We start from the raw sequence: 20,026 nt of genomic DNA, 5'->3' as shown, positions 1-20,026 counted from the left end.
CGGCATCCGACGCTCGGCTTCCGGTGCCCAGCCCCCGGAGCTCAGCGGGGGCGGCCCGGTACGGGCGCCCTGTCTGCGAAGCGTAGTTCGACCGTCCAGCTCAGCCGAGGTGACATCCGGTCGTACGAATCGGCAAATCACCCCAACGACTCAACGCCCGCCTCGACGCGCCGGGCGACACCGGGGTGCCAGGGGCAACGCGGGGGCCGCGCGCTCCCCGAGGGGGCGGGCTCAGCCCTCGAAGGGGCGGGCCGGCCAGGGCGAGTCCGCCGGGCGCAGCGCGTCCAGCCCGTCCGGGCCGGTGAGCGCGGCGTGCACGGCGAGGGTGCCGGTGATCAGGGTCGGGTTGTGCAGCTTCCCGGCCTGGATCAGCCGGATCAGCTCCGGCACCGGCACCCAGGCGACCTCGATCTCCTGCTCCTCGCCCTCGGCCGCGTAGCGGTCGCCGTCGGCCGGCGCCAGGTCGGTGGCGATGAACATCCGCAGCGCCTCGTCGGTGCCGCCTGGGGAGGTGTAGTAGTCGGCGAGGATCCGCCAGGTACCGGCCTTGCAGTGCGCCTCCTCGTACAGCTCGCGCTGCGCGGCGCGCCACGGGTTCTCGCCGGGCACGTCGAGCAGGCCGGCCGGCAGCTCCCACAGCCGCTGGCGCACCGGGTGGCGGTACTGGCGCAGCACCAGCACCCGCTGCTCGTCGTCCAGGGCGAGCACCGAGACCGAGCCGGGGTGGGTCTGGTAGTCGCGGCGGGCCCAGCTGCCGTCGGGCATCCGGACCTCCTCGCTGCGCACGCCGGTGACCTTGCCCTGGAACGGCGTCCCGCTCGCCCGGACCTCCCACTCCTCCGCCACGTCGGCGATCCCCTGGCGGCTCTGCTCGTCCATCGCTCTCCCCTTTTCGTCAGTACGACACAATCTAACGCCGAACGGCGGCCCCGCGGGAATCGCGGGGCCGCCGTCCGGTGAACGACCGCTGTCTACGGCGGCCGGGGACTACTCGGAGTCCGCCGTCATGATCTCGATGGCCGCCTTGACCAGGCCCGCGAACAGCGGGTGCGGGCGGGTCGGACGGGACTTCAGCTCCGGGTGGGCCTGGGTGGCCACCAGGTAGGGGTGCACCTCGCGCGGGTACTCGACGTACTCCACCAGGTCGCCCTTGGGCGAGAGGCCGGAGAACACCAGGCCGGTCTTCTCCAGGTCCGCGCGGTAGGCGTTGTTGACCTCGTAGCGGTGGCGGTGGCGCTCGTCGACGTACTGCTCGCCGCCGTAGACCTCGCGGACGATCGAGCCCTCGGCGAGCTTGGCCGGGTACAGGCCCAGGCGCATGGTGCCGCCCAGGTCGCCCTTGCCGTCGACGATGGCCAGCTGCTCGGCCATGGTGGAGATGACCGGGTGCTTGGCGGCGGCGTCGAACTCGGTGGAGTTCGCCTCCGGCAGGCCGGCCAGGTTGCGGGCCGCCTCGATGACCACGCACTGCAGGCCCAGGCACAGTCCCAGCAGCGGGACCTTGTTCTCGCGGGCGAAGGTGATCGCGCCGACCTTGCCGTTGACGCCGCGGTCGCCGAAGCCGCCGGGGATGCAGATCGCGTCCACGTCGCCGAGCTGCTCGCGGGCGCCCTCGGGCGTCTCGCAGTCGTCCGAGGTGACCCACTTGATCTCGACCCGGGCGTTGTTGGCGAAGCCGCCGGCGCGCAGCGCCTCGGTCACCGACAGGTAGGCGTCCGGCAGGTCGATGTACTTGCCGACCAGGGCGACCTTGACGATGTGCTGCGGCTCGTGGACCCGGCGCAGCAGGTCGTCCCAGGTGGTCCAGTCCACGTCGCGGAACGGCAGGTCCAGACGGCGCACCACGTAGGCGTCCAGGCCCTCGCCGTGCAGCACCTTGGGGATGTCGTAGATCGACTTGGCGTCGATGGCCGCGACCACGGCCTCCTCGTCCACGTCGCACATCAGCGAGATCTTGCGCTTGATCGCCTGCGGGACCTCGCGGTCGGCGCGCAGCACGATGGCGTCGGGCTGGATGCCGATGTTGCGCAGCGCGGCGACGGAGTGCTGGGTCGGCTTGGTCTTCAGCTCGCCCGAGGGGCCGATGTACGGCAGCAGGGAGACGTGCACGAAGAACACGTTGTCCCGGCCGACCTCGTGGCGGACCTGGCGGACGGCCTCCAGGAACGGCAGCGACTCGATGTCGCCGACGGTGCCGCCGACCTCGGTGATCACCACGTCGACGTCCTCGGTCGCCATCCGGCGGATCCGGGACTTGATCTCGTTGGTGATGTGCGGGATGACCTGGACGGTGTCGCCCAGGTACTCGCCGCGGCGCTCCTTGGCGATGACGGTCGAGTACACCTGGCCGGTGGTGACGTTCGCCGAGCCGTGCAGGTTGGTGTCCAGGAACCGCTCGTAGTGGCCGATGTCCAGGTCGGTCTCGGCGCCGTCGTCGGTGACGAACACCTCACCGTGCTGGAACGGGTTCATGGTGCCCGGGTCCACGTTGAGGTACGGGTCGAGCTTCTGCATCGTCACGCGCAGGCCGCGGGCCTTGAGCAGCGCGCCGAGGCTGGAGGCGGTCAGCCCCTTTCCGAGCGAAGAGGCGACACCCCCGGTGACGAAGAGGTGCTTGGTCGTCACGGCGCGGCCGTTCGCTGCCTTGCCGGAATGGGGCTGTGCCAAGAGGGGGCTCCCGTGGGTCGCGTGTCGAAGCAGACGTGGGCGGGAGGCTCGGGGTTCGCCGGGCGACGGGAGGCCGGCTCGGTGCGCGGCGCTCGTTGGGTCGTCGGTTCGGCTGGTCCGGGGCGTTTGATCCCGCCGGTCCACGGGATACCAGGGTATCAGTGCGTCGACCCGGTCGCCGTTCGGGCCACGCGCGTCGCGCCGGGAGCGCGCGCGGGGCGCACCACCGGCGCATCACGGGCCGCACGTGTCACACCGGTCGCACTACCCGCCGGACCGGGCCAGAAGGCGGTGCCCGTCCGGACCATGGCGGCTCCTCCGGCCGGGCCAGGCGGAGGTGATCCTTCCGGACCATCCTGCGCCGCGCCCTCGCGATGCACGGCATTTCCGCCGAATTGCGGCGCCACACCGGGCTGCGCCCGCGTGCTTCGCCCCTTTCGTCCGTCGTAAGCTGCTCGGACGCATCGCCGACAGCACGAGCACGCGGAGGGCGTGGGAGGGTCAGGACGACTCCCGGTCCCCGATGCGCGACCGGACCTCCCCGTATTTCCGCTCATCCCCACCCATTCCAGGGGCTCGACCGAGCCCCGCGGACACTCCAGCAAGGCCCGCCACCACCCCCGGCAGGCCGGACGTCCCGGGGTGGACCTCCGGCCCCGCAGCCCGCTCGCTCCCTCCGCTCGCCGATGCCCTGACCACATTGCGAACTGGAGATCCACGTGGCCGGCCGTATCGAGGACTACGCACTCATCGGGGACATGCAGACCGCCGCCCTGGTCAGCAGGGACGGGGCGGTGGACTGGCTCTGCCTTCCCCGCTTCGACTCGCCGGCCGTGTTCGCCGGCCTGCTCGGCACCGATGAACACGGCTTCTGGCGGATCGGCCCGGCCGAGGTCGGCCCGACCGAGGTCTCCGCCCCGGCCGCCGCCACGCCCCCGGCCGCCGACCGGGCCCGCATCACCGACACCGACCTGCGGGTCCCCCCGCCCACCGCCGCCGCCCCCGCCGTGCCGGCGGACCGCCGCCGCTACCGGGGCGACTCGCTGATCCTGGAGCAGGAGTGGGACGCCCGGGGCGGCACCGTCCGGGTGATCGACTTCATGCCGCCGCGCCCGCTGGCCGGAAAGGACGCCGTCCCCCAGATGATCCGGATCGTCGAGGGCGTCTCCGGCGCCGTGCGGATGCGCTCGGCCGTGCGGATGCGCTTCTCCTACGGCCGGATCGTGCCCTGGGTGCACCGCGTCGAGCAGGCCGACGGCGGCCACCGCACCGTCGCCGTCGCCGGCCCCGACTCGGTCTGGCTGGACGGCGAGGCCGAGACCTACGGGCGCGACCTCACCACCTACGCCGACTTCACCGTCACCGCCGGCGAGCGGATCGCCTTCGCCCTCACCTGGCAGGCCTCCCACCTCGACCCGCCCCGGCCCCCGGACGCCGAGGAGATGCTGGACGCCACCGCCGACTTCTGGCACGAGTGGGCCGACCAGTGCACCTACCAGGGCCCCTACCGCGAGGCCGTGATCCGCTCGCTGATCACCCTCAAGGGCCTCACCTACGCCCCCACCGGCGGCATCGTCGCCGCCCCCACCACCTCGCTGCCCGAGGACATCGGCGGCGAACGCAACTGGGACTACCGCTACACCTGGCTGCGCGACGCCGCCATCACCCTCTCCTCGCTGCTGCGCACCGGCTACCGCGACGAGGCCAAGGCCTGGCGCGAGTGGCTGCTGCGCGCGGTCGCCGGCGACCCGGAGAACCTCCAGATCATGTACGGCATCGCCGGCGAGCGCGAGCTCACCGAGTCCTCGCTGGACTGGCTGCCCGGCTACGAGGGCTCCCAGCCCGTCCGGGTCGGCAACGGCGCCGCCGGCCAGCTCCAGCTCGACGTCTACGGCGAGGTCGTCGAGGCCCTCCACCTGGCCCACATGACCGGCCTGGTCCGCAACGACCACGCCCACCACCTCCAGCTGCGCCTGATCGAGTACCTGGAGGAGCACTGGCAGGAGCCGGACGAGGGCATCTGGGAGGTCCGCGGCCCGCGCCGGCACTTCGTCCACTCCAAGGTGATGGCCTGGGTCGCCGTCGACCGCACCATCAAGCTGCTGGAGCAGACCCCCGAGGACGCCCCGGCCGGCGGCCATCTGGAGCGCTGGCGCGAGTTCCGCGACCGGATCCACGCCGACGTCTGCGAGAAGGGCTACGACCCGGAGCGCAACACCTTCACCCAGTACTACGGCGGCCGGGAACTGGACGCCTCGCTGCTGCTGATCCCCCAGGTCGGCTTCCTGCCGCCGGACGACAAGCGGGTGATCGGCACCATCGAGGCGATCCAGCGCGAACTGTCCACCGAGGACGGCTTCGTGCTGCGCTACCCGACCCACGACGAGTCCGGCAACAACGTCGACGGCCTCTCCGGCCACGAGGGCGCCTTCCTGGCCTGCTCGTTCTGGCTGGCCGACGACCTCGCCATGATCGGCCGGGTGCAGGAGGCCCGCGAGCTGTTCGACAAGCTGCTCTCGCTGCGCAACGACCTCGGCCTGCTCGCCGAGGAGTGGGACCCGCGGCTCAAGCGGCAGGTCGGCAACTTCCCGCAGGCCTTCAGCCACGTCCCGCTGATCGACACCGCCCTGCGGCTGACCGCCTGCGGCGCCGCGTACCTGTCCGCCCAGCCGGACGGCCCGGCCGCCGACCGGGTCGAGCGGGCCACCGTCTAGCTGGGGCCTGTCTTCGAACTCGCGTCTGCGGGGCGTTCGAAGACAGGCCCCAGCGAGCCGTACCTACCCGCGCTGTACCAGCTCGTCGTAGGTGCTGAGCACCTGGGCGACGGTGGCGGCCTCGTCCGGCCAGGTCTCGGCCTGCTGCCGGCCGGCCGCCACCAGCCGCTCGCGGCGGGCCGGGTCCGCCAGCAGGTCGCGCACCGCGCGGCCGAGCGCCGCCGGATCGCCGGGTGGCACCAGCACGGCGGCGTCGCCGACCAGTTCGGGGATGCCGCCGACAGCGGTGGCGACCACCGGCACGCCGGCCCGCACCGCCTCCTGCACCACCAGCGAGCGGGCCTCCCAGCGGCTGGAGACCACCACCACGTCGGCGGCGGCCAGCAGGTCGGGGACGTCGGTGCGGTGGCCGAGCAGCCGCACCGGCAGCTTCTCCGCGGCCACCCGCTCGCGCAGCGCGCCCGCCTCGGGCCCGTCCCCGGCGAGCAGGACGAGCGGCTCCGGGTCCAGCGCGGACAGCTCCCGGGTGGCGTCCAGCAGCAGCCCGAAGGCCTTCTGCGGGACGAGCCGGCCGACCGCCAGCACCAGCGGGCGGTCCGGGCCGTCGCCGAGCAGCGCGGCGCGTGCCTCGGGGCGGCCGAGCCGGCCCTCGGGCATCGGCGGGGCGGCCACCGGGCCCAGCCGGGCGTCGGTGGCGCCCAGTTCGCGGGCCCGGGCGACCAGGTCGGAGGAAGCGCCGAGGACCAGGTCGGCCGCGCGCGCCACCCGGCGCTCCATCAGCCGCTGCAACCGGCGCTCCATGCCGGTGGCCAGCAGCGCGTGGTGCGAGGTGACCACCAGCGGGGTCTCCGGGCGCAGGCCAGGGAAGCGGCCCGCGGTGCGCAGCGCCAGGTCGGAGAGCAGCCCGGCGCGCAGCCCGTGGGCGTGCACCACGTCGGCGCCGGTGAAGGCCCGGCGCAGCTCGCCGATCGCGGTGGCGTCGCTGCGGGCGCCCGCGGTGGCGGTGATGTCGACGGTGTGGAACCTGGCCCCCGTACGGGAGAAACCGAACAGGGCGTCGGTACCGGCCGGCGCGCAGACCGTGACGTTCACTCCGTGCGCGACCAGGCCCTGGGCCAGGGAGCGCACGTGCGCACCGATGCCGCCGGTGCTGGCGGCCAGGACGAGTACCACCTGCAGCTGCCCCGGTTCGGGGACGGCCGCGGTGGCCCGGGCGGCGGAATGGTCCACGTCGTCTCGCATCCGACTCGATCAGGTTCGCGCGCCGCTTCGCGAGGATTGCCCGCCGGGCGGCGCTCGGGGCTGGGAAGCCAGTGTCCAGCCGCCACCATGCCAGGTCGGCGGCCCTCTTGGACAGTCGGCGCCACGGGGCGCGTCGCCGGTGTCCGAGGGGGCCGCCGGCTCCGACTACCGGCGGCGCGGGGCCCGGGCGGCGGCCAGCAGCTCCTCGGCGTGGGCACGGCCCAGCTCGGAGTCCTCCAGACCGGCCAGCATCCGGGAGAGTTCGCGCACCCGCTCCTCGTCGTTCAGCACCTTGACACCGCTGCGGGTCACGGTGCCGTCGTTGGTCTTCTCCACCACCAGGTGCCGGTCGGCGAACGCGGCCACCTGCGGAAGGTGGGTGACCACCACGACCTGGGCCGACTCGGCCAGTTTGGCCAGCCGGCGGCCGATCTCGACCGCCGCCTTGCCGCCGACCCCCGCGTCCACCTCGTCGAACAGGTAGGTGGGGACGGGGTCGGCGCCCGCGAAGACCACCTCGACGGCGAGCATCACGCGCGACAGCTCGCCGCCGGAGGCGCCCTTGGCGATCGGGCGCGGCTGGGCGCCGGGGTGCGGGGCGAGCAGCACCTCGACCTCGTCCACGCCGTGCGGGCCGTAGGCGACGGTGCGCCCGCCGACCTCGATCCCGGCCAGGTCGTCGACCTGGCTGATCGAGAACGTCACCCGGGCGTGCGGCATGGCCAGTTCGGCGAGTTCGGCGGAGACGGCCTCGGCGAACCGGCCGGCCGCGGCGTGCCGGGCCCGCGAGACCTCGGTGGCCAGCTCGGCCAGTTCGGCCCGCAGCTCGGTCTCCCGGGCGCCGAGTTCGTCGATCCGGTCGTCGTCGCCGTCCAGCTCGGCGAGTCGTGCCGCCCCCGCCTCGGCCCAGGCGACCACCTCGGCGAGGGTGTTCTCCTCGCCGCCGTACTTGCGCAGCAGCTGGGCCAGCACGGCCCGGCGGTCCTCGACGGCGGCCAGGCGCACCGGGTCGGCGTCCAGGTCGTCCGCGTAGCCGGCCAGGTCGCCGGCCACGTCGGCGAGCAGGTAGCCGACCTCGTTGAGGCGGTCGGCCAGGGCGGCGAGCCGCTCGTCGTGGTGGCGCACGGCGTCCAGGGCCCGGCGGGACTGGGCGAGCAGGGTGCCCGCGTCCAGCGCCTCCGGGTCGACCGGGTCGCCGGCCAGGGCGGCGTGGGCGAGGGTCGCGGCGGAGGACAGCGCGTCGGCGTGGCCGAGCCGCTCGGCCTCGGCGGCCAGCTCCACGTCCTCGCCGGCCACCGGCTCGGCGGCGGCGACCTCGTCCAGGCCGAACCGCAGCAGGTCGGCCTCCTGGGCGCGCTCGCGGGCCCGGGTGGTCAGCTCCTCCAGCGTCGCGGAGACCTCGCGCAGGGCGCGGTAGGTCTCCCGGTAGCGGGCCAGCGGCTCGGCCACCGAGGCGCCCGCGTACCGGTCCAGGGCGCCGCGCTGGCGGGCCGGGCGCAGCAGGCGCTGCTGGTCGGTCTGGCCGTGCACGGCGATCAGGTCCTCGCCGAGTTCGGCGAGCAGCCCCACCGGGACGGACCGGCCGCCGACGTGCGCCCGGGAGCGGCCCTCGGCGGAGACGGTCCGGCTGATCAGCAGCGCGCCGTCGTCCAGTTCGGCCCCGGCCTCGAGCGCGCGGGCCGCCGCCGGGGAGTCGGCGGGCAGCTCCAGCCGGCCCTCCACGACGGCGCGCCCGGTGCCGTTGCGCACCAGGCCCGGGTCGGCCCGGCCGCCGAGCAGCAGGCCGAGGCTGGTCACCACCATGGTCTTTCCTGCACCGGTCTCACCGGTCACGGCGGTGAAGCCGGGGGCGAGTTCGACCACCGCGTCGTCGATGACCCCAAGATCCCGTATCCGCATCTCGTCCAACACGGAGACGACCATACGAGGTTCCACCCCCGGCGCGCGACGAGCGGCAACGGCGCGCGGCAACTCCGTGCCCCGAATTTCATCCCTTCCGGGAGTCCTCCGCGGGTGTCGGCACGGTGCACCAGGGCAGGATGAGCTGGACCAGCGGGCCGATGGCCAGCGCGTACGCGACGGTGCCGACTCCGGCGGTGCCGCCGAGCAGCAGCCCGACGGTGAGGACCGTCACCTCGATGCCGGTGCGGATCAGCCGCAGCGAGCGGCCGGTGCGCCGGTGCAGTCCGGTCATCAGGCCGTCGCGCGGGCCGGGGCCGAGCCGGGCGCCGATGTAGAGGCCGCTGGCCAGGCCGTTCAGCGCGATCGCCGCCGCCGTCAGGGCGATCCGGGCGGGCAGGGCGCCGGGTCCGCCGACCACCCGCAGGGTGAGGTCCATGGTCACGCCGATCACCAGCACGTTGGCGACGGTGCCCAGGCCCGGGCGCTGGCGCATCGGGATCCACAGCAGCAGCACGAGGGCGCCGCAGATGGTGACCCACGCGCCGACCGAGAGGCCGACGGTGCGTTGCAGGCCCTGGTGCAGGACGTCCCAGGGGTCGAGGCCGAGGCCGGCCCGGAGCATCAGCGCCATGCTCACGCCGTACAGGGCGAGGCCGACGAACAGCTGGGGGATCCGGCGGCCCAGGGCGTGGGTGTCGCCGAACACCCGGACGGCCGCGGCGGACAGGGCGGTCGCGGGCGGGGTGGACGTGGATGGGGTGGAGGGGGTGGTCGGGGCCGTGGTGGTCGGGGTGGCCAATGCTGCTCCTGCGGTGGTGCTGCACCCCGGGTCGGCCCGGCGGTGGCGGCCGGTACGGCCGCCCTGCCATGATGGCCAGGCCAAAACGGCCCGCTCCAGGGCCAATCCCGAGCGAGTGGACTGATCGCCATGGCCGACTGGCACACCACCGTCACCCCGCCCGCCCTGGCCCGGCTGCTCACCACCGCCCGGCTCCCCGAGCCGGCCGCCGCCCGCCGCCCCGCCTACCGCACCCTGGCCGGGCAGATCCGGCTGCTGGTCACCGAGGGCCGGCTGCCGGTCGGCGCCCGGCTGCCCGCCGAGCGCGAGCTGGCCACCGCCCTCGCGATGAGCCGCACCACCGTCGCCACCGCGTACGAGACCCTCCGCGGCGACGGCTACCTGCACAGCCGGCGCGGCGCGGGCAGCTGGACCGCCCTGCCCGAGGGTGCCCCGCCGCCCGGCGAGGCCCTGCACCCCGTCCCGCCGGACGAGCAGGACCGCATCCTGGACCTCGGAGTCGCCGCCCCGCCCGCCCCCCAGCCCTGGTTCGGCCGGGCCGCCGCCCGGGCCGTCGAACAGCTGCCCTACTACGCCTCCGGGCACGGCCACTACCCCACCGGCGTCCCAGTGCTGCGCGAGGCCGTCGCCCGCCGCTTCACCGACCGCGGCCTGCCCACCACACCCGACCAGATCCTGATCACCACCGGCGCGATGGGCGGCCTGCACCTCGTCCAGCGGGCGCTGATCGGCCGCGGCGACCGGGTCGCCGTGGAGGCGCCCAGCTACGCCCACACCCTGTCGGCGCTGCGGCTGACCGGCGCCCGGCTGGTCCCGGTGCCGTACGCCTGGACGCCGCGGCCCGCCTGGGACCCCGACGAGTGGCGGCGGGTGCTGCGCGGCGCCGGGCCGCGGGTCGCCTACGTGATCCCGGACTTCCACAACCCGACCGGCGCGCTGGTCGGCGAGGAGCAGCGCCGCGAGCTGCTGGCCGCCGCCCGGGCCGCCGGGAGCGTCGTGCTGGTCGACGAGACCACCGCCGAACTCGGCTGGGGCGTCCCGCCGTCCACGCCGCTGCCGCGCCCGACGGCGGCCCTGGACCGCTCCGCCCAGGTGGTCACCGTCGGCTCGGCGGGCAAGCTGCTCTGGGGCGGCCTGCGGATCGGCTGGGTCAGGGCCGCGCCCGCACTGGTGCGCCGACTGGCCAACGAGCGGGTCCACAGCGACGTCGGCACCCCGGTGCTGGACCAGCTGATCGCCGCCGAGCTGCTGGGCGAACCGCTGCCCGAGGTCCGCGAGCACCAGCTGGCCCGGCTGCGGGCCTGCGCGCACGCCTTCGCCGCCGCCCTGCCCGAACGGCTGCCCGACTGGACCTTCACGATGCCGCCCGGCGGACTCGCGCTGTGGGTCTCCACCGGCGGCCTGTCCGGCGCCGCGCTGGCCCGGGCCGGGGAGCGCGGCGGGGTCCGGATCGCCTCGGGCAACCGCTTCGGGTCGGACGGCGCCTTCGAGCACCACATCCGCATCCCGCTCACCGTGCCCGCCGCGACCGTCCCCGCCGCCGTCGAACGCCTCGCCGCGGTGGCCGCCCGGGCGGCGGCCGGCGGCAGGCTCGAACCTGCCGACGAGGCCCAGCCGCTGGCGGTCTGACGGATCGTCAGCGCCGCTCCGCCCCCGCTAGTGGTGGTCGGCCCGGCCGCGCCAACCCGTCACCGGCAGCGCGAACTTGGCGACCAGCCGGTCGGTGAACGGCGCCCGGTGCAGTCTGGCCAGCCGCACCGGGGTCCGGCCCCGGCGGACCTCCACCCGTGCCCCGGCGGGCAGTTCGACCGAACGCCGCCCGTCGCACCAGAGCACGCCGTGCGGGGTCTTGGGCTGCACCTCGACCGCCAGCACCGACTCCGGCGAGGTCACCAGCGGGCGGGCGAACAGCGCGTGCGCGGAGATCGGCACCATCAGCAGCGCCTCCACCTCCGGCCACACCACCGGCCCGCCACCGGAGAACGCGTACGCGGTGGACCCGGTCGGCGTCGCGCACACCACGCCGTCACAGCCGAAGTTGGAGACCGGGCGGCCGTCCACCTCGGTCACCACCTCCAGCATCCGCTCCCGCGACGCCTTCTCGATCGAGGCCTCGTTCAGCGCCCAGTCCTCGTGCACCACGTCGCCGTTGGTGCGGACGATGACGTCGATCGTCATCCGCTCCTCGACCTCGTAGTCGGCGTCCACCACCCGCTCGACCACCACGGCCAGGTCGTCCCGCTCGGCCTCGGCGAGGAAGCCCACCCGGCCCAGGTTGATCCCGAGCATCGGCAGCCCGTGCGAACGCGCCAGCTCCGCCCCGCGCAGCAGCGTCCCGTCCCCGCCGGCCACCAGGATCAACTCGCAGCCGTCCGCCGCCCCGGGGCCCTCGGCCACCTTCTCGACGCCCTCCGGCAGGTCCAGGTCGACCGCCTCGGCCTCCAGCAGTCTGATCCGGAGCCCGGCCTTCAGCAGCCCGTGCACCAGGGCCTCGACGCTGCGCAGCGCCGCCTCCCGGCCGGTGTGCGCGATCAGGAAGACCGTACGTGCTTCATCGCTCATGCCGCTGCCCTCTCCCTAACGCCTGCCGGGTCGCCCTTGGCCCGGTGCGGCCACGCCATACGACATGACGGGCCGGACGCTCGCAAGGCACCCTACCGGGGGCCCTCCGCCACAGCCCGGTCCGCCTCCGCGGGGTCCAGCCGCGGAGCGTCCCGGCGCAACCAGAGGAAGTACTCGACGTTGCCGGACGGCCCCGGAAGGGGGCTCGCGGTGACCGCGCGCACGCCCAGCCCGAGCTCCCACGCCTGCCCGGCGACCTGGCGCACCATCTCGGCGCGCAGCTGCGGGCTGCGCACCACCCCGCCGCTGCCCAGGCGCTCCTTGCCGATCTCGAACTGGGGCTTGACCATCAGCACCAGGTCCGCGTCCTCGGCCGCGCAGGAGGCGAGAGCCGGGAGCACCAGGCCCAGCGAGATGAACGACAGGTCGCCCACCACCAGGTCCACCCGGGTGCCGCCGATCAGCTCCGGCGTCAGCTCGCGCACATTGGTGCGGTCCATCACGGTGACCCGCTCGTCGCTCTGCAGCGACCAGGCGAGCTGCCCGTAGCCGACGTCCACCGCCAGCACGTGGGCGGCCCCGGCCCGCAGCAGCACGTCGGTGAACCCGCCGGTGGAGGCGCCCGCGTCCAGCGCCCGGCGGCCCTCGACCACCAGGCCCTGCGGCACGAAGGCCGCGAACGCGCCGGCGAGCTTGTGGCCGCCGCGCGAGACGTAGTCGGGGTCGCTCTCGTCCTTGGCCACCACGACCGCCGCCGAGGTCTCCACCTGGGTGGCCGGCTTGGTCGCGGTGGTGCCGCCGACGGTCACCCGGCCGGCGGCGATCAGCTCGGACGCGTGCTCACGCGATCGGGCCAGCTTGCGGCGGACCAGTTCCGCGTCGAGTCGGCGTCGTGCCACTGCCACTGGTGTTTCAGCTCCTACGGATCCTGCGGGTCATTCCTGGTCGAGCGCGGCCAGTGTGTCGACGAGCCGCTGGTGAACATCTTCGTACACCGCGACGTGTGCCTCCGCCGGGGCCCCGTCCAGAGCCTCCAGCCTGGCCAGGCCGGCGTCCACCCCGGGGTGGCCGGTGGGGGTCGGCTCGACACCCAGCGGCTGGGCGTCCAGCGACTCGGCGTCCAGCGGCTCGGCGTCCCGGACGGGCTCCGGCGGGCAGGCGGACTCGGGCGGTTCATTCGTCGCGGGCATCGGGCTTCTTCGCGCTGGTGGCCTTGCGGACGGTGGTCTTCCTGGTCGCCGCCCGCTTCACGGGCGTCCCCGGCTGGGTCTCGGCCTGCGCGGCGCCGGCGGTCTTCCTGACGGTGGTCGTCTTCTTCGCGGCGGACTTCTCGGCCGCGGGCTTCTTCGCCGTCGACGTCTTCTTCGCCGCGGTCCTCCCGGCAGCGGGCTTCTTCGCCGTCCTCTTCGCGGCCGCGGACTTCCCGGCCGTGCTCTTCCCGGCCGTGCTCCTCGCCTCCGTGCTCTTCCCTGCGGCGTGGTTCCCCGGCGCTGCGGGCTCCTCCTTCGCCGCAGGCTCCGCCGGCGGGGCCGGGGTGACCACGGCCGCCGGAGGGACGGGCGCAACCGGCGGATCGAACTCGACCGGCTCGTCCACCTCCACCCGCTCGGCCACTATCGGCTCGCCCGGCGTCCCGGCGGCCGACCGCTCCTCCTCGAACTCCCAGCCGCGCCCGAACAGGTCGGCGGCCCGCGGCGCCGGCACCGGCTCCTCGGGCTCGTACGGCCCCGGCCCGGACGCGGCCTCCGGGGCCTCCTCCTCGACCTCGCGCAGCTTGGTCTCCAGGTACGCCAGCACCACGCCGACCTTGGTCACCTGGTCGCCGACCTTCTCGAAGACCTTCTCCGCCTCGTTGCGCGCCACGCCGACCGCCAGGTCCACCCCGGCACGCCCGGCGGTGACCGCCTCCCCCGCGAGGGTCTGCAGGGTCTCCACCGACGGCGGGAACTGACCGCCCAACCGGCGCTCGACCTCGGCGACGTCGACCCCGGCCTTCTCCAGGATCGAGCTCGCCGTCCCGACGACCAGCCTGCCGACCTCCTCCACCACCCCGGCGGTGGTCTCCACCACTCCCCGAACCGTCCTCGGCAGCATCCGGGTGCCTCCCAATCGCCTACGCGCGTCGCTGCGTCGCCCTCGGTACCCGGGCGTTTCCGGGCACCCACCGACGACGCTACCGCCAAAACCCTCCTGCGGTACCGTGGCCCGCAGTCAGCACCGTAGCGACCGGGGGAGGGAGCCCGCCCCGTGGCGAACGCCGAGGAGTGCCAGGAGGCACTGGAGCAGCTCAGCCGGAACATGACGAAGTCCACCGGCGACGTCCGCAAGGCCGCGGCGCTCGACCGCTCGCTGAGCTGCCGGATCACCGACCTCGACCTGACCTTCACCGGGCAGCTGCGCGACGGCCGGATCCAGGACGTCGTGGCGTCCCCGGGCGCCCCGGCCGAGAAGGCGGAGATCCGGCTCACCATGAGCAGCGACGACCTGGTCGCGCTGGTCGGCGGCGGGCTCAACTTCGCCTCGGCGTGGGCGAGCGGCCGGGTCAAGCTGGAGGCGGGCTTCCGCGACCTGCTGCGGCTGCGCACCCTGCTCTGACCCCGGCCGCCGGGCCGCACCGCCGAGGGCGCCCCCGGTGGCCGTCGACCGGTGCTCAGAACCCCAGGCCGGCCAGCGCCTTGCGGCCGTCCACCGGCGCACCCCCCGCGTCCAGCACCGTCCACGCCGCCGCGCACAGCGCCCGCAGGCCGTCCCAGCGGTCCCCGGCCCCGGACAGCCGCAGCGCGCCGGAGTCGACGCCCGCGACCCAGCCGCCGCACCCGAAGCCGCCGTCCACGGCCGCCACCGCCGGGTGCGGGACGAGGAGTCCGCGCAGGTCCGCCGCCAGATAGGTCGGCCGGTGCTCGACCGGGGCCGCCAGCAGCAGCTCCGGGGTGGTCACCCCGGTGAACACCAGCAGACTGTCCACCCCGCCGTTGAACGCGCCCTCGATGTCGGTGTCCAGCCGGTCCCCGACCACCAGCGGCCGCTCCGCGCCGGTGCGCAGCACGGTCTCCCGGTGCATCGGCGGCAGCGGCTTGCCCGCCACCTCCGGCTCCACCCCGGTCGCCGCCCGCACCGCCGCCACCAGGGTGCCGTTGCCCGGCGCGATGCCGCGGGCCCTCGGCACCGTCAGGTCCAGGTTGGACGCCACCCACGGCAGTCCGCTCTGCACGGCGTACGAGGCCTCCGCGAGCTCCGCCCACCCCACCGAGGGGTCGAAGCCCTGGACCACCGCGAGCGGCCCCTCGGCCAGCGAGCGGACCGCGACCAGGCCCAGCTCGGCCAGTGCCTCCTCCAGCCCGAGGCCGCCCACGACCAGCACCTTCGACCCGGCCGGCACCTTCTCGGCGACCAGCCGGGCGGCGGCCTGGGCCGAGTTGATCACGTCGGTCGGCTCGGCCGGGACGCCCAGCTCGGTCAGGTGCTCGGCCACCACCCGCGGCGGGCGGGAGGCGTTGTTGGTCACGTACGCGAGCCGCATCCCGGCCGTCCGGGCGGCGTCCAGCGCGTCCACCGCGTGCTCGATCGCGTGGGCGCCCGCGTAGACCACGCCGTCCAGGTCCAGCAGCGCCGTGTCGTAGGCGTCGGTCAGCGGCCGCTCGCTGCCGCCGGGGGCGGTCCGTCGCACGGGGTTGGCCGTCTCGGTCATGGCTGCGCTACCTCATTCACTGCGTCGTCGTTCACTGCGCCGTCGTTCACCGCGGCCGTCCGTCCCGCACGCCCTCGTGCGGCACGTCCCCCGCCAGAGCCTGTCAGGGCACCCGCCGGGCGTCCCGGCCGGTCAGGACCCGCCGTCGGCACCGTTGCCGGCACCGCCGTCGGCGCCGCCGTCGTCCGCCGAGGGTGCCAGGTACCCGGGCGCTCCCGGCAGCAGCGGTCCGTACGCCCCGGCGCGGGCCGCCAGGGTCGCCCGGGTCTGCCGCAGCGCCTGCCGGTAGTGGTCGTTCTCCGGCCGCATCGCCACGGCCAGCGCCAGGTGTTCGGCGGAGGTCTCGAAGTCGCCCAGCCGGGCCGCCGCGACACCCCACCCGAACTGAGCGTAGTCGTCGGCCGGGTCGGCGAGCGCCACGGCCCGGAAGTTCTCCAGCGCCGCCGCGTACGCGCCCGCGTCGAACTGGGCGCGCGCCAGCGCCTCCCGGATGCTGCGCGAGTGCGGCTCGGCCGCCGCCGCCCGGCTGAGCAGCTGCTCGGCGGCCGCCGGGTGCCCCTGGGCCAGCAGCCGGGCGCCCCGGCGGAACCAGTCGTACACGTCCCCGGTGGGCTCCCCCGAGCGGCTCTGCCGCGGCACCCCGGCCGCCGGGCCGTCGTCACCCGCGGTGCGGTCCGGCGCGCCGTCGACCGGGCCGTCCCCGTGGGTGGCGCCGACGGGCCCGCCCGACTCGGCCGGGCCGCCGTTCTCCGCCCGTTCCTGCCCGTCCTCCATGCCGTACCTCGCCCTCGGTCGCACACCCGGCCCACGATCCGGCACGGGCATTCCGATCTCTCAACAACGCGTACCCGGTTACGATGCCCAGAATGAGCACACCCAGTGCAGAAGACGGAGTCGAGACTCCCGAGGGCGGCCCCGGCGATCCCGGGCACGTCGCCACCGCCGGCCTGTCCCTGTCCCCCTTCCGCGGCCTGCGCTACGTCCCCGACCGGGTCGGCGCCCTGGCCGCGGTGATGTCCCCGCCGTACGACGTCGTCGACCCGGGCCGCCGGCTCGACCTGGAGACGGGCGACCCGCACAACGTGGTCCGGCTGATCCTGCCCAGGCCCGAGCCCGAGGACGCCGGAGACCGCCCCGACCGCGACACCCGCTACCGGCACGCCGCCCGGCTGCTGGCCGCCTGGCAGCGCGAGGGCGTCCTGGCCGCCGACCCGGAGCCCGCGCTCTACGTCTACGAGCAGCGGGTGCCGGCCACCGCCGACTCCCCCGAGCTGCTCCAGCGCGGCCTGATCGGGGCGCTCGCGGTGAGCGGCCGCGAGGGCGGCGTGGTGCTCCCGCACGAGGACGTGATGCCGCGGCCGGTCGCCGACCGGGTCGGCCTGATGCGCACCACCCGGGCCAACCTGGAACCGCTGCTGCTCACCTACCGGGGCAACGGCGGCGCCTCCGACGTGATCGAGCGGGCGGTCGGGGGCGAGCCGCTGCTCTCCACCGCCACCAGCGACGGCACCCACCACCGGCTGTGGGCGGTCACCGACCCCGCCGAGATCGCCGAGATCAGCCGCGACCTCGCCACCTGCCGGGCGCTGATCGCCGACGGCCACCACCGCTGGGAGATGTACCTGCGTCTCCAGCGCGAGCACCGCCACCTGCCGCGCAGCCCCTGGGACCGCGGCATGGTGCTCCTGGTGGACACCGCGCGCTACCCGCTGCGGGTCCGCGCCATCCACCGCGTGCTGTACCGGCTGCCGGTGGCCGAGGCGCTGGAGCGGCTCGGCGACCAGTGGAAGGTCAAGGAGGTCCCCGGGCCGCTGTCCGCCGCGCTCCAGGCCCTGGCCGAGCAGAAACGGCACGGCGGCAACGGCTTCGTGGTGACCGGCGGCGACGGCGTCTACTGGCTGCTCGGAGAGCCCGAGGAGTCCCTGCTCGACGCCACCGTGCCGCACGGCCGCCCCGAGGAGTGGCGCCACCTGGACGCCACCGTCCTGCACGCCACCCTGCTGGACCACACCTGGCACGTCCCCGACGGCCCGGACGACATCGGCTACCTGCACACCGCCGTGGCCGCCGAGCAGGAGGCCGCGCGCACCGGCGGCACCGCCGTCCTGCTGCACCCGGTCCGCGAGTCCGTGGTCCGACGGCTGGCGGAACAGGGCGTCACCATGCCGCGCAAGTCCACTTCCTTCGGTCCGAAGCCGGCCACCGGGCTGGTGCTGCGCAACCTCGCGCTGGGCTGACACCACCGCCCGGCCCGACCACGGGCCGGAACGCCGTGAGGCCCCGCCGTTCCCGGACTTCTCGGGGAACGGCGGGGCCTCACGGCGTTGCGCGGGAGACCGCTCAGCTCTTGTCGGCGTCGGCCTCGGCGGCCTTCGCCTCCTTGGCCTCGGCGTCCTCGGCCTTGGTGTCCCGGGCCTCCTGGGCGCGCGCGGGGACGACGCCGTCGAAGTCCTCGTCGATCTCGAGGTCGTCCTCGTCGTAGAACTCCTCGACGTCCTCCTCGTCCTCGAAGATCACGCGGTCGTCGGCGTTGTCGCCGCCGGTGCGCTTCTTCGCCGGGGCGTCCGTCGACTCGGTCTCGTCCTCGGCCAGCTCCGGGTCGAGCGTGTCGGTGAACTCCACGCCGTCGATCTCGGCCAGCCGCTCCGAGGCGTTGGTGCTGCCGTCGGTGTCGGCCTCGGCGGCCTTGGCGAACCAGTCACGGGCCTCGTCGGCGCGACCGGCCGCGATCAGGGCCTCGGCGTAGGCGTAGCGCAGGCGCGCGGTCCACGGCTGCACGGCGCTGGAGGCCAGCTCCGGGCTCTGCAGCGTCACCACGGCGGCGTCGTACTGCTCCATGTCGCTGCGGGCACCGGCCGCGACCAGACGCATCTCGACCTGGCCGGCCTTGTCCAGCTGCTTCACCTCGGGCTCGCCGGCCATCGCCAGTGCCCGCTCCGGACGGCCCAGACCGCGCTCGCAGTCGGCCATCACCGGCCACAGGTCCGCCCGGCCGGTCATCCGACGGGCGGCGCGGAACTCGGTCAGCGCCTCGGAGTAACGCTGCGTCATGTAGGAGGCGAAACCGGCCGCCTCACGGACGGCCGCCACGCGGGAGGCCAGACGGAGCGCGACGCGCGAGAACTGGTAGGCCTCCTCCGGCTCGCTGTCGAGCAGGCGGGCCACCATCACCAGGTTGCGGGCGACGTCGTCCGCGAGGGTCTTGGGCAGGCTCTTGAGCTCCTGGCGCACGTCCGCGTCCAGCTCGAAGCCGGTGACGTCCTCCGGGATCGGCAGGCGCTTGACGGGCTCGTAGTTGCCCCGGCGGTCGTCGTAGTCCCGACGGCCGCGGTCGTCCCGGCGGTCGCCGCCACGGTCATCACGGTCGCGGCGGAAGCCGCCGGCCTGGCGGTCGTCACGGCGGAAACCACCGCGGTCGCCGCCGCGGTCGTCACGGTCGCGGCCGTAGCCGCCGCCCGACGGGCGGTCGCCGCGGTCGCGGTTGAAGCCGCTCGGTCGGTCGTCACGGCGGAAGCCGCCACGGTCGCCACCGCGGTCGTCACGGTCACGGTTGAAGCCGCCGCCCGACGGACGGTCGTCACGACGCGGGCGGTCGTCACGGTCGCGGTTGAAGCCGCTCGGGCGGTCGTCGCGACGGAAGCCGCCACCGGCCGGACGGTCACCGCGGTCACGGTTGAAACCACCGGACGGACGGTCATCGCGGCGGAAACCACCGCCGGCCGGACGGTCGTCACGGCGGAAGCCGCCACGGTCGCCACCGCGGTCGTCACGGTCACGGTTGAAGCCGCCGCCCGACGGACGGTCGTCACGACGCGGACGGTCGTCACGGTCGCGGTTGAAGCCGCTCGGGCGGTCGTCACGACGGAAACCGCCACCGGCCGGACGGTCGCCGCGGTCACGGTTGAAACCACCGGACGGACGGTCGTCGCGACGGAAACCACCGCGGTCACCGCCACGGTCGTCACGGTCACGGTTGAAGCCGCCGCCCGACGGGCGGTCGTCACGACGGAAGCCGCCACCAGACGGACGGTCGTCGCGACGGAAACCACCGCGCTCGCCGCCACGGTCGTCACGGTCACGGTTGAAGCCGCCGCCCGACGGGCGGTCGTCACGACGGAAGCCACCACCGGAGGGACGGTCATCGCGCCGGAAGCCGCCACCGGCCGGACGGTCGCCGCGGTCACGGTTGAAACCACCGGACGGACGGTCGTCACGACGGAAACCACCGCCGGCCGGACGGTCATCGCGACGGAAGCCACCGCGCTCGCCACCGCGGTCGTCACGGTCACGGTTGAAGCCGCCACCGGACGGACGGTCGTCACGACGCGGACGGTCGTCACGGTCGTCACGACGGAAACCACCGGAGGGACGGTCATCGCGCCGGAAGCCGCCACCGGCCGGACGGTCGCCGCGGTCACGGTTGAAACCACCGGACGGACGGTCGTCACGACG

16 protein-coding genes and 1 pseudogene are annotated in these 20,026 nt (G+C 74.8%); 4 read left to right on the top strand and 13 right to left on the bottom strand.

All coding sequences use genetic code 11. The annotated features are described in order from the left end of the window. Nucleotides 1-231 precede the first annotated feature (231 nt). A complete protein-coding gene (locus ACZ7RU_RS32520; RefSeq protein WP_470344567.1) occupies nucleotides 232-879 on the bottom strand; it encodes an NUDIX domain-containing protein in 648 nt (215 codons plus the stop codon). 108 nt (nucleotides 880-987) lie between these two features. Continuing rightward, nucleotides 988-2,625 (bottom strand): CTP synthase, encoded by a 1,638-nt coding sequence (locus ACZ7RU_RS32515; RefSeq protein ID WP_470344566.1) that lies wholly within the window; start codon nucleotides 2,623-2,625, stop codon nucleotides 988-990. A gap of 761 nt (nucleotides 2,626-3,386) precedes the next feature. Here ACZ7RU_RS32515 and ACZ7RU_RS32510 point away from each other — a divergent pair. After that, nucleotides 3,387-5,381: a glycoside hydrolase family 15 protein gene (locus tag ACZ7RU_RS32510; RefSeq protein ID WP_470344565.1), complete on the top strand. Its 1,995-nt coding sequence runs from the start codon at nucleotides 3,387-3,389 to the stop codon at nucleotides 5,379-5,381. A 63-nt stretch (nucleotides 5,382-5,444) separates the two neighbouring features. Here ACZ7RU_RS32510 and ACZ7RU_RS32505 read toward each other — a convergent pair whose 3' ends face one another. From ACZ7RU_RS32505 to yczE, 3 genes are all read right to left on the bottom strand, one after another. Beyond that, nucleotides 5,445-6,623 carry a glycosyltransferase family 4 protein gene (locus ACZ7RU_RS32505; protein ID WP_470344564.1) on the bottom strand — a complete coding sequence of 393 codons (1,179 nt, stop codon included), beginning with the start codon at nucleotides 6,621-6,623 and terminating at the stop codon, nucleotides 5,445-5,447. Nucleotides 6,624-6,788: 165 nt separating this feature from the next. Next, nucleotides 6,789-8,546 (bottom strand): DNA repair protein RecN, encoded by a 1,758-nt coding sequence (recN, locus tag ACZ7RU_RS32500; protein WP_470344563.1) that lies wholly within the window; start codon nucleotides 8,544-8,546, stop codon nucleotides 6,789-6,791. 64 nt (nucleotides 8,547-8,610) lie between these two features. Continuing rightward, nucleotides 8,611-9,324, bottom strand: coding sequence for a membrane protein YczE (yczE, locus tag ACZ7RU_RS32495; RefSeq protein ID WP_470344562.1), 714 nt, complete (start codon nucleotides 9,322-9,324; stop codon nucleotides 8,611-8,613). A gap of 129 nt (nucleotides 9,325-9,453) precedes the next feature. On the opposite strand from yczE, the gene yczR reads away from it, so the two are divergent. After that, nucleotides 9,454-10,953 (top strand): MocR-like transcription factor YczR, encoded by a 1,500-nt coding sequence (yczR, locus tag ACZ7RU_RS32490; RefSeq protein WP_470344561.1) that lies wholly within the window; start codon nucleotides 9,454-9,456, stop codon nucleotides 10,951-10,953. Nucleotides 10,954-10,980: 27 nt separating this feature from the next. Here yczR and ACZ7RU_RS32485 read toward each other — a convergent pair whose 3' ends face one another. From ACZ7RU_RS32485 to ACZ7RU_RS32470, 4 genes are all read right to left on the bottom strand, one after another. Beyond that, entirely contained in the window at nucleotides 10,981-11,886 is a 906-nt protein-coding gene (locus ACZ7RU_RS32485) for an NAD kinase (protein WP_470344560.1), read from the bottom strand. Nucleotides 11,887-11,978: 92 nt separating this feature from the next. Beyond that, nucleotides 11,979-12,785, bottom strand: coding sequence for a TlyA family RNA methyltransferase (locus ACZ7RU_RS32480; RefSeq protein WP_470344697.1), 807 nt, complete (start codon nucleotides 12,783-12,785; stop codon nucleotides 11,979-11,981). A 36-nt stretch (nucleotides 12,786-12,821) separates the two neighbouring features. After that, nucleotides 12,822-13,076 (bottom strand): hypothetical protein, encoded by a 255-nt coding sequence (locus ACZ7RU_RS32475; protein WP_470344559.1) that lies wholly within the window; start codon nucleotides 13,074-13,076, stop codon nucleotides 12,822-12,824. Further along, the gene (locus tag ACZ7RU_RS32470; RefSeq protein WP_470344558.1) at nucleotides 13,060-13,956 is read right to left on the bottom strand and encodes a hypothetical protein; all 897 of its coding nucleotides are present in this window, start codon (nucleotides 13,954-13,956) and stop codon (nucleotides 13,060-13,062) included. Before ACZ7RU_RS32470 ends, ACZ7RU_RS32475 begins: the two co-directional genes overlap by 17 nt. A 177-nt stretch (nucleotides 13,957-14,133) precedes the next feature. On the opposite strand from ACZ7RU_RS32470, the gene ACZ7RU_RS32465 reads away from it, so the two are divergent. Beyond that, on the top strand, nucleotides 14,134-14,481 hold the full coding sequence (locus ACZ7RU_RS32465) for an alkyl sulfatase C-terminal domain-containing protein (RefSeq protein ID WP_470344557.1): 348 nt from the start codon (nucleotides 14,134-14,136) through the stop codon (nucleotides 14,479-14,481). Between the two features lie 55 nt (nucleotides 14,482-14,536). Here the strand turns inward: ACZ7RU_RS32465 and ACZ7RU_RS32460 are convergent, their stop codons facing one another. After that, on the bottom strand, nucleotides 14,537-15,574 hold the full coding sequence (locus tag ACZ7RU_RS32460) for an HAD-IIA family hydrolase (protein ID WP_470344556.1): 1,038 nt from the start codon (nucleotides 15,572-15,574) through the stop codon (nucleotides 14,537-14,539). A 132-nt stretch (nucleotides 15,575-15,706) separates the two neighbouring features. Next, a complete protein-coding gene (locus ACZ7RU_RS32455) occupies nucleotides 15,707-16,348 on the bottom strand; it encodes a tetratricopeptide repeat protein (protein WP_470344555.1) in 642 nt (213 codons plus the stop codon). Nucleotides 16,349-16,440: 92 nt separating this feature from the next. Between ACZ7RU_RS32455 and ACZ7RU_RS32450 the strand changes: the two genes are divergently transcribed. Then, nucleotides 16,441-17,811 (top strand): DUF1015 family protein, encoded by a 1,371-nt coding sequence (locus ACZ7RU_RS32450; protein ID WP_470344554.1) that lies wholly within the window; start codon nucleotides 16,441-16,443, stop codon nucleotides 17,809-17,811. A 103-nt stretch (nucleotides 17,812-17,914) separates the two neighbouring features. Here ACZ7RU_RS32450 and ACZ7RU_RS32445 read toward each other — a convergent pair whose 3' ends face one another. Together ACZ7RU_RS32445 and ACZ7RU_RS32440 are read right to left on the bottom strand one after the other, a co-directional pair. Beyond that, nucleotides 17,915-18,805, bottom strand: a complete 891-nt coding sequence (locus ACZ7RU_RS32445) for a tetratricopeptide repeat protein (protein ID WP_470344696.1) — start codon at nucleotides 18,803-18,805, stop codon at nucleotides 17,915-17,917. A gap of 531 nt (nucleotides 18,806-19,336) precedes the next feature. Beyond that, nucleotides 19,337-20,026: pseudogene (locus ACZ7RU_RS32440) on the bottom strand (hypothetical protein); the annotation flags it as partial.

Source organism: Kitasatospora sp. NPDC114501 (assembly GCF_055633695.1).
Note: the sequence above shows the minus strand (reverse complement) of the source record. Positions and strands in the feature narration are given on the sequence as shown.

What these genes read in the sequence shown, in the direction of transcription:
- ACZ7RU_RS32520 (WP_470344567.1), bottom strand. Translation starts at nt 879, where the DNA reads ATGGACGAGCAGAGCCGCCAGGGGATCGCCGACGTGGCGGAGGAGTGG.
- ACZ7RU_RS32505 (WP_470344564.1), bottom strand. Translation starts at nt 6,623, where the DNA reads ATGCGAGACGACGTGGACCATTCCGCCGCCCGGGCCACCGCGGCCGTC.
- recN (WP_470344563.1), bottom strand. Translation starts at nt 8,546, where the DNA reads ATGGTCGTCTCCGTGTTGGACGAGATGCGGATACGGGATCTTGGGGTC.
- yczR (WP_470344561.1), top strand. Translation starts at nt 9,454, where the DNA reads ATGGCCGACTGGCACACCACCGTCACCCCGCCCGCCCTGGCCCGGCTG.
- ACZ7RU_RS32485 (WP_470344560.1), bottom strand. Translation starts at nt 11,886, where the DNA reads ATGAGCGATGAAGCACGTACGGTCTTCCTGATCGCGCACACCGGCCGG.
- ACZ7RU_RS32475 (WP_470344559.1), bottom strand. Translation starts at nt 13,076, where the DNA reads ATGCCCGCGACGAATGAACCGCCCGAGTCCGCCTGCCCGCCGGAGCCC.
- ACZ7RU_RS32460 (WP_470344556.1), bottom strand. Translation starts at nt 15,574, where the DNA reads ATGACCGAGACGGCCAACCCCGTGCGACGGACCGCCCCCGGCGGCAGC.
- ACZ7RU_RS32455 (WP_470344555.1), bottom strand. Translation starts at nt 16,348, where the DNA reads ATGGAGGACGGGCAGGAACGGGCGGAGAACGGCGGCCCGGCCGAGTCG.
- ACZ7RU_RS32450 (WP_470344554.1), top strand. Translation starts at nt 16,441, where the DNA reads ATGAGCACACCCAGTGCAGAAGACGGAGTCGAGACTCCCGAGGGCGGC.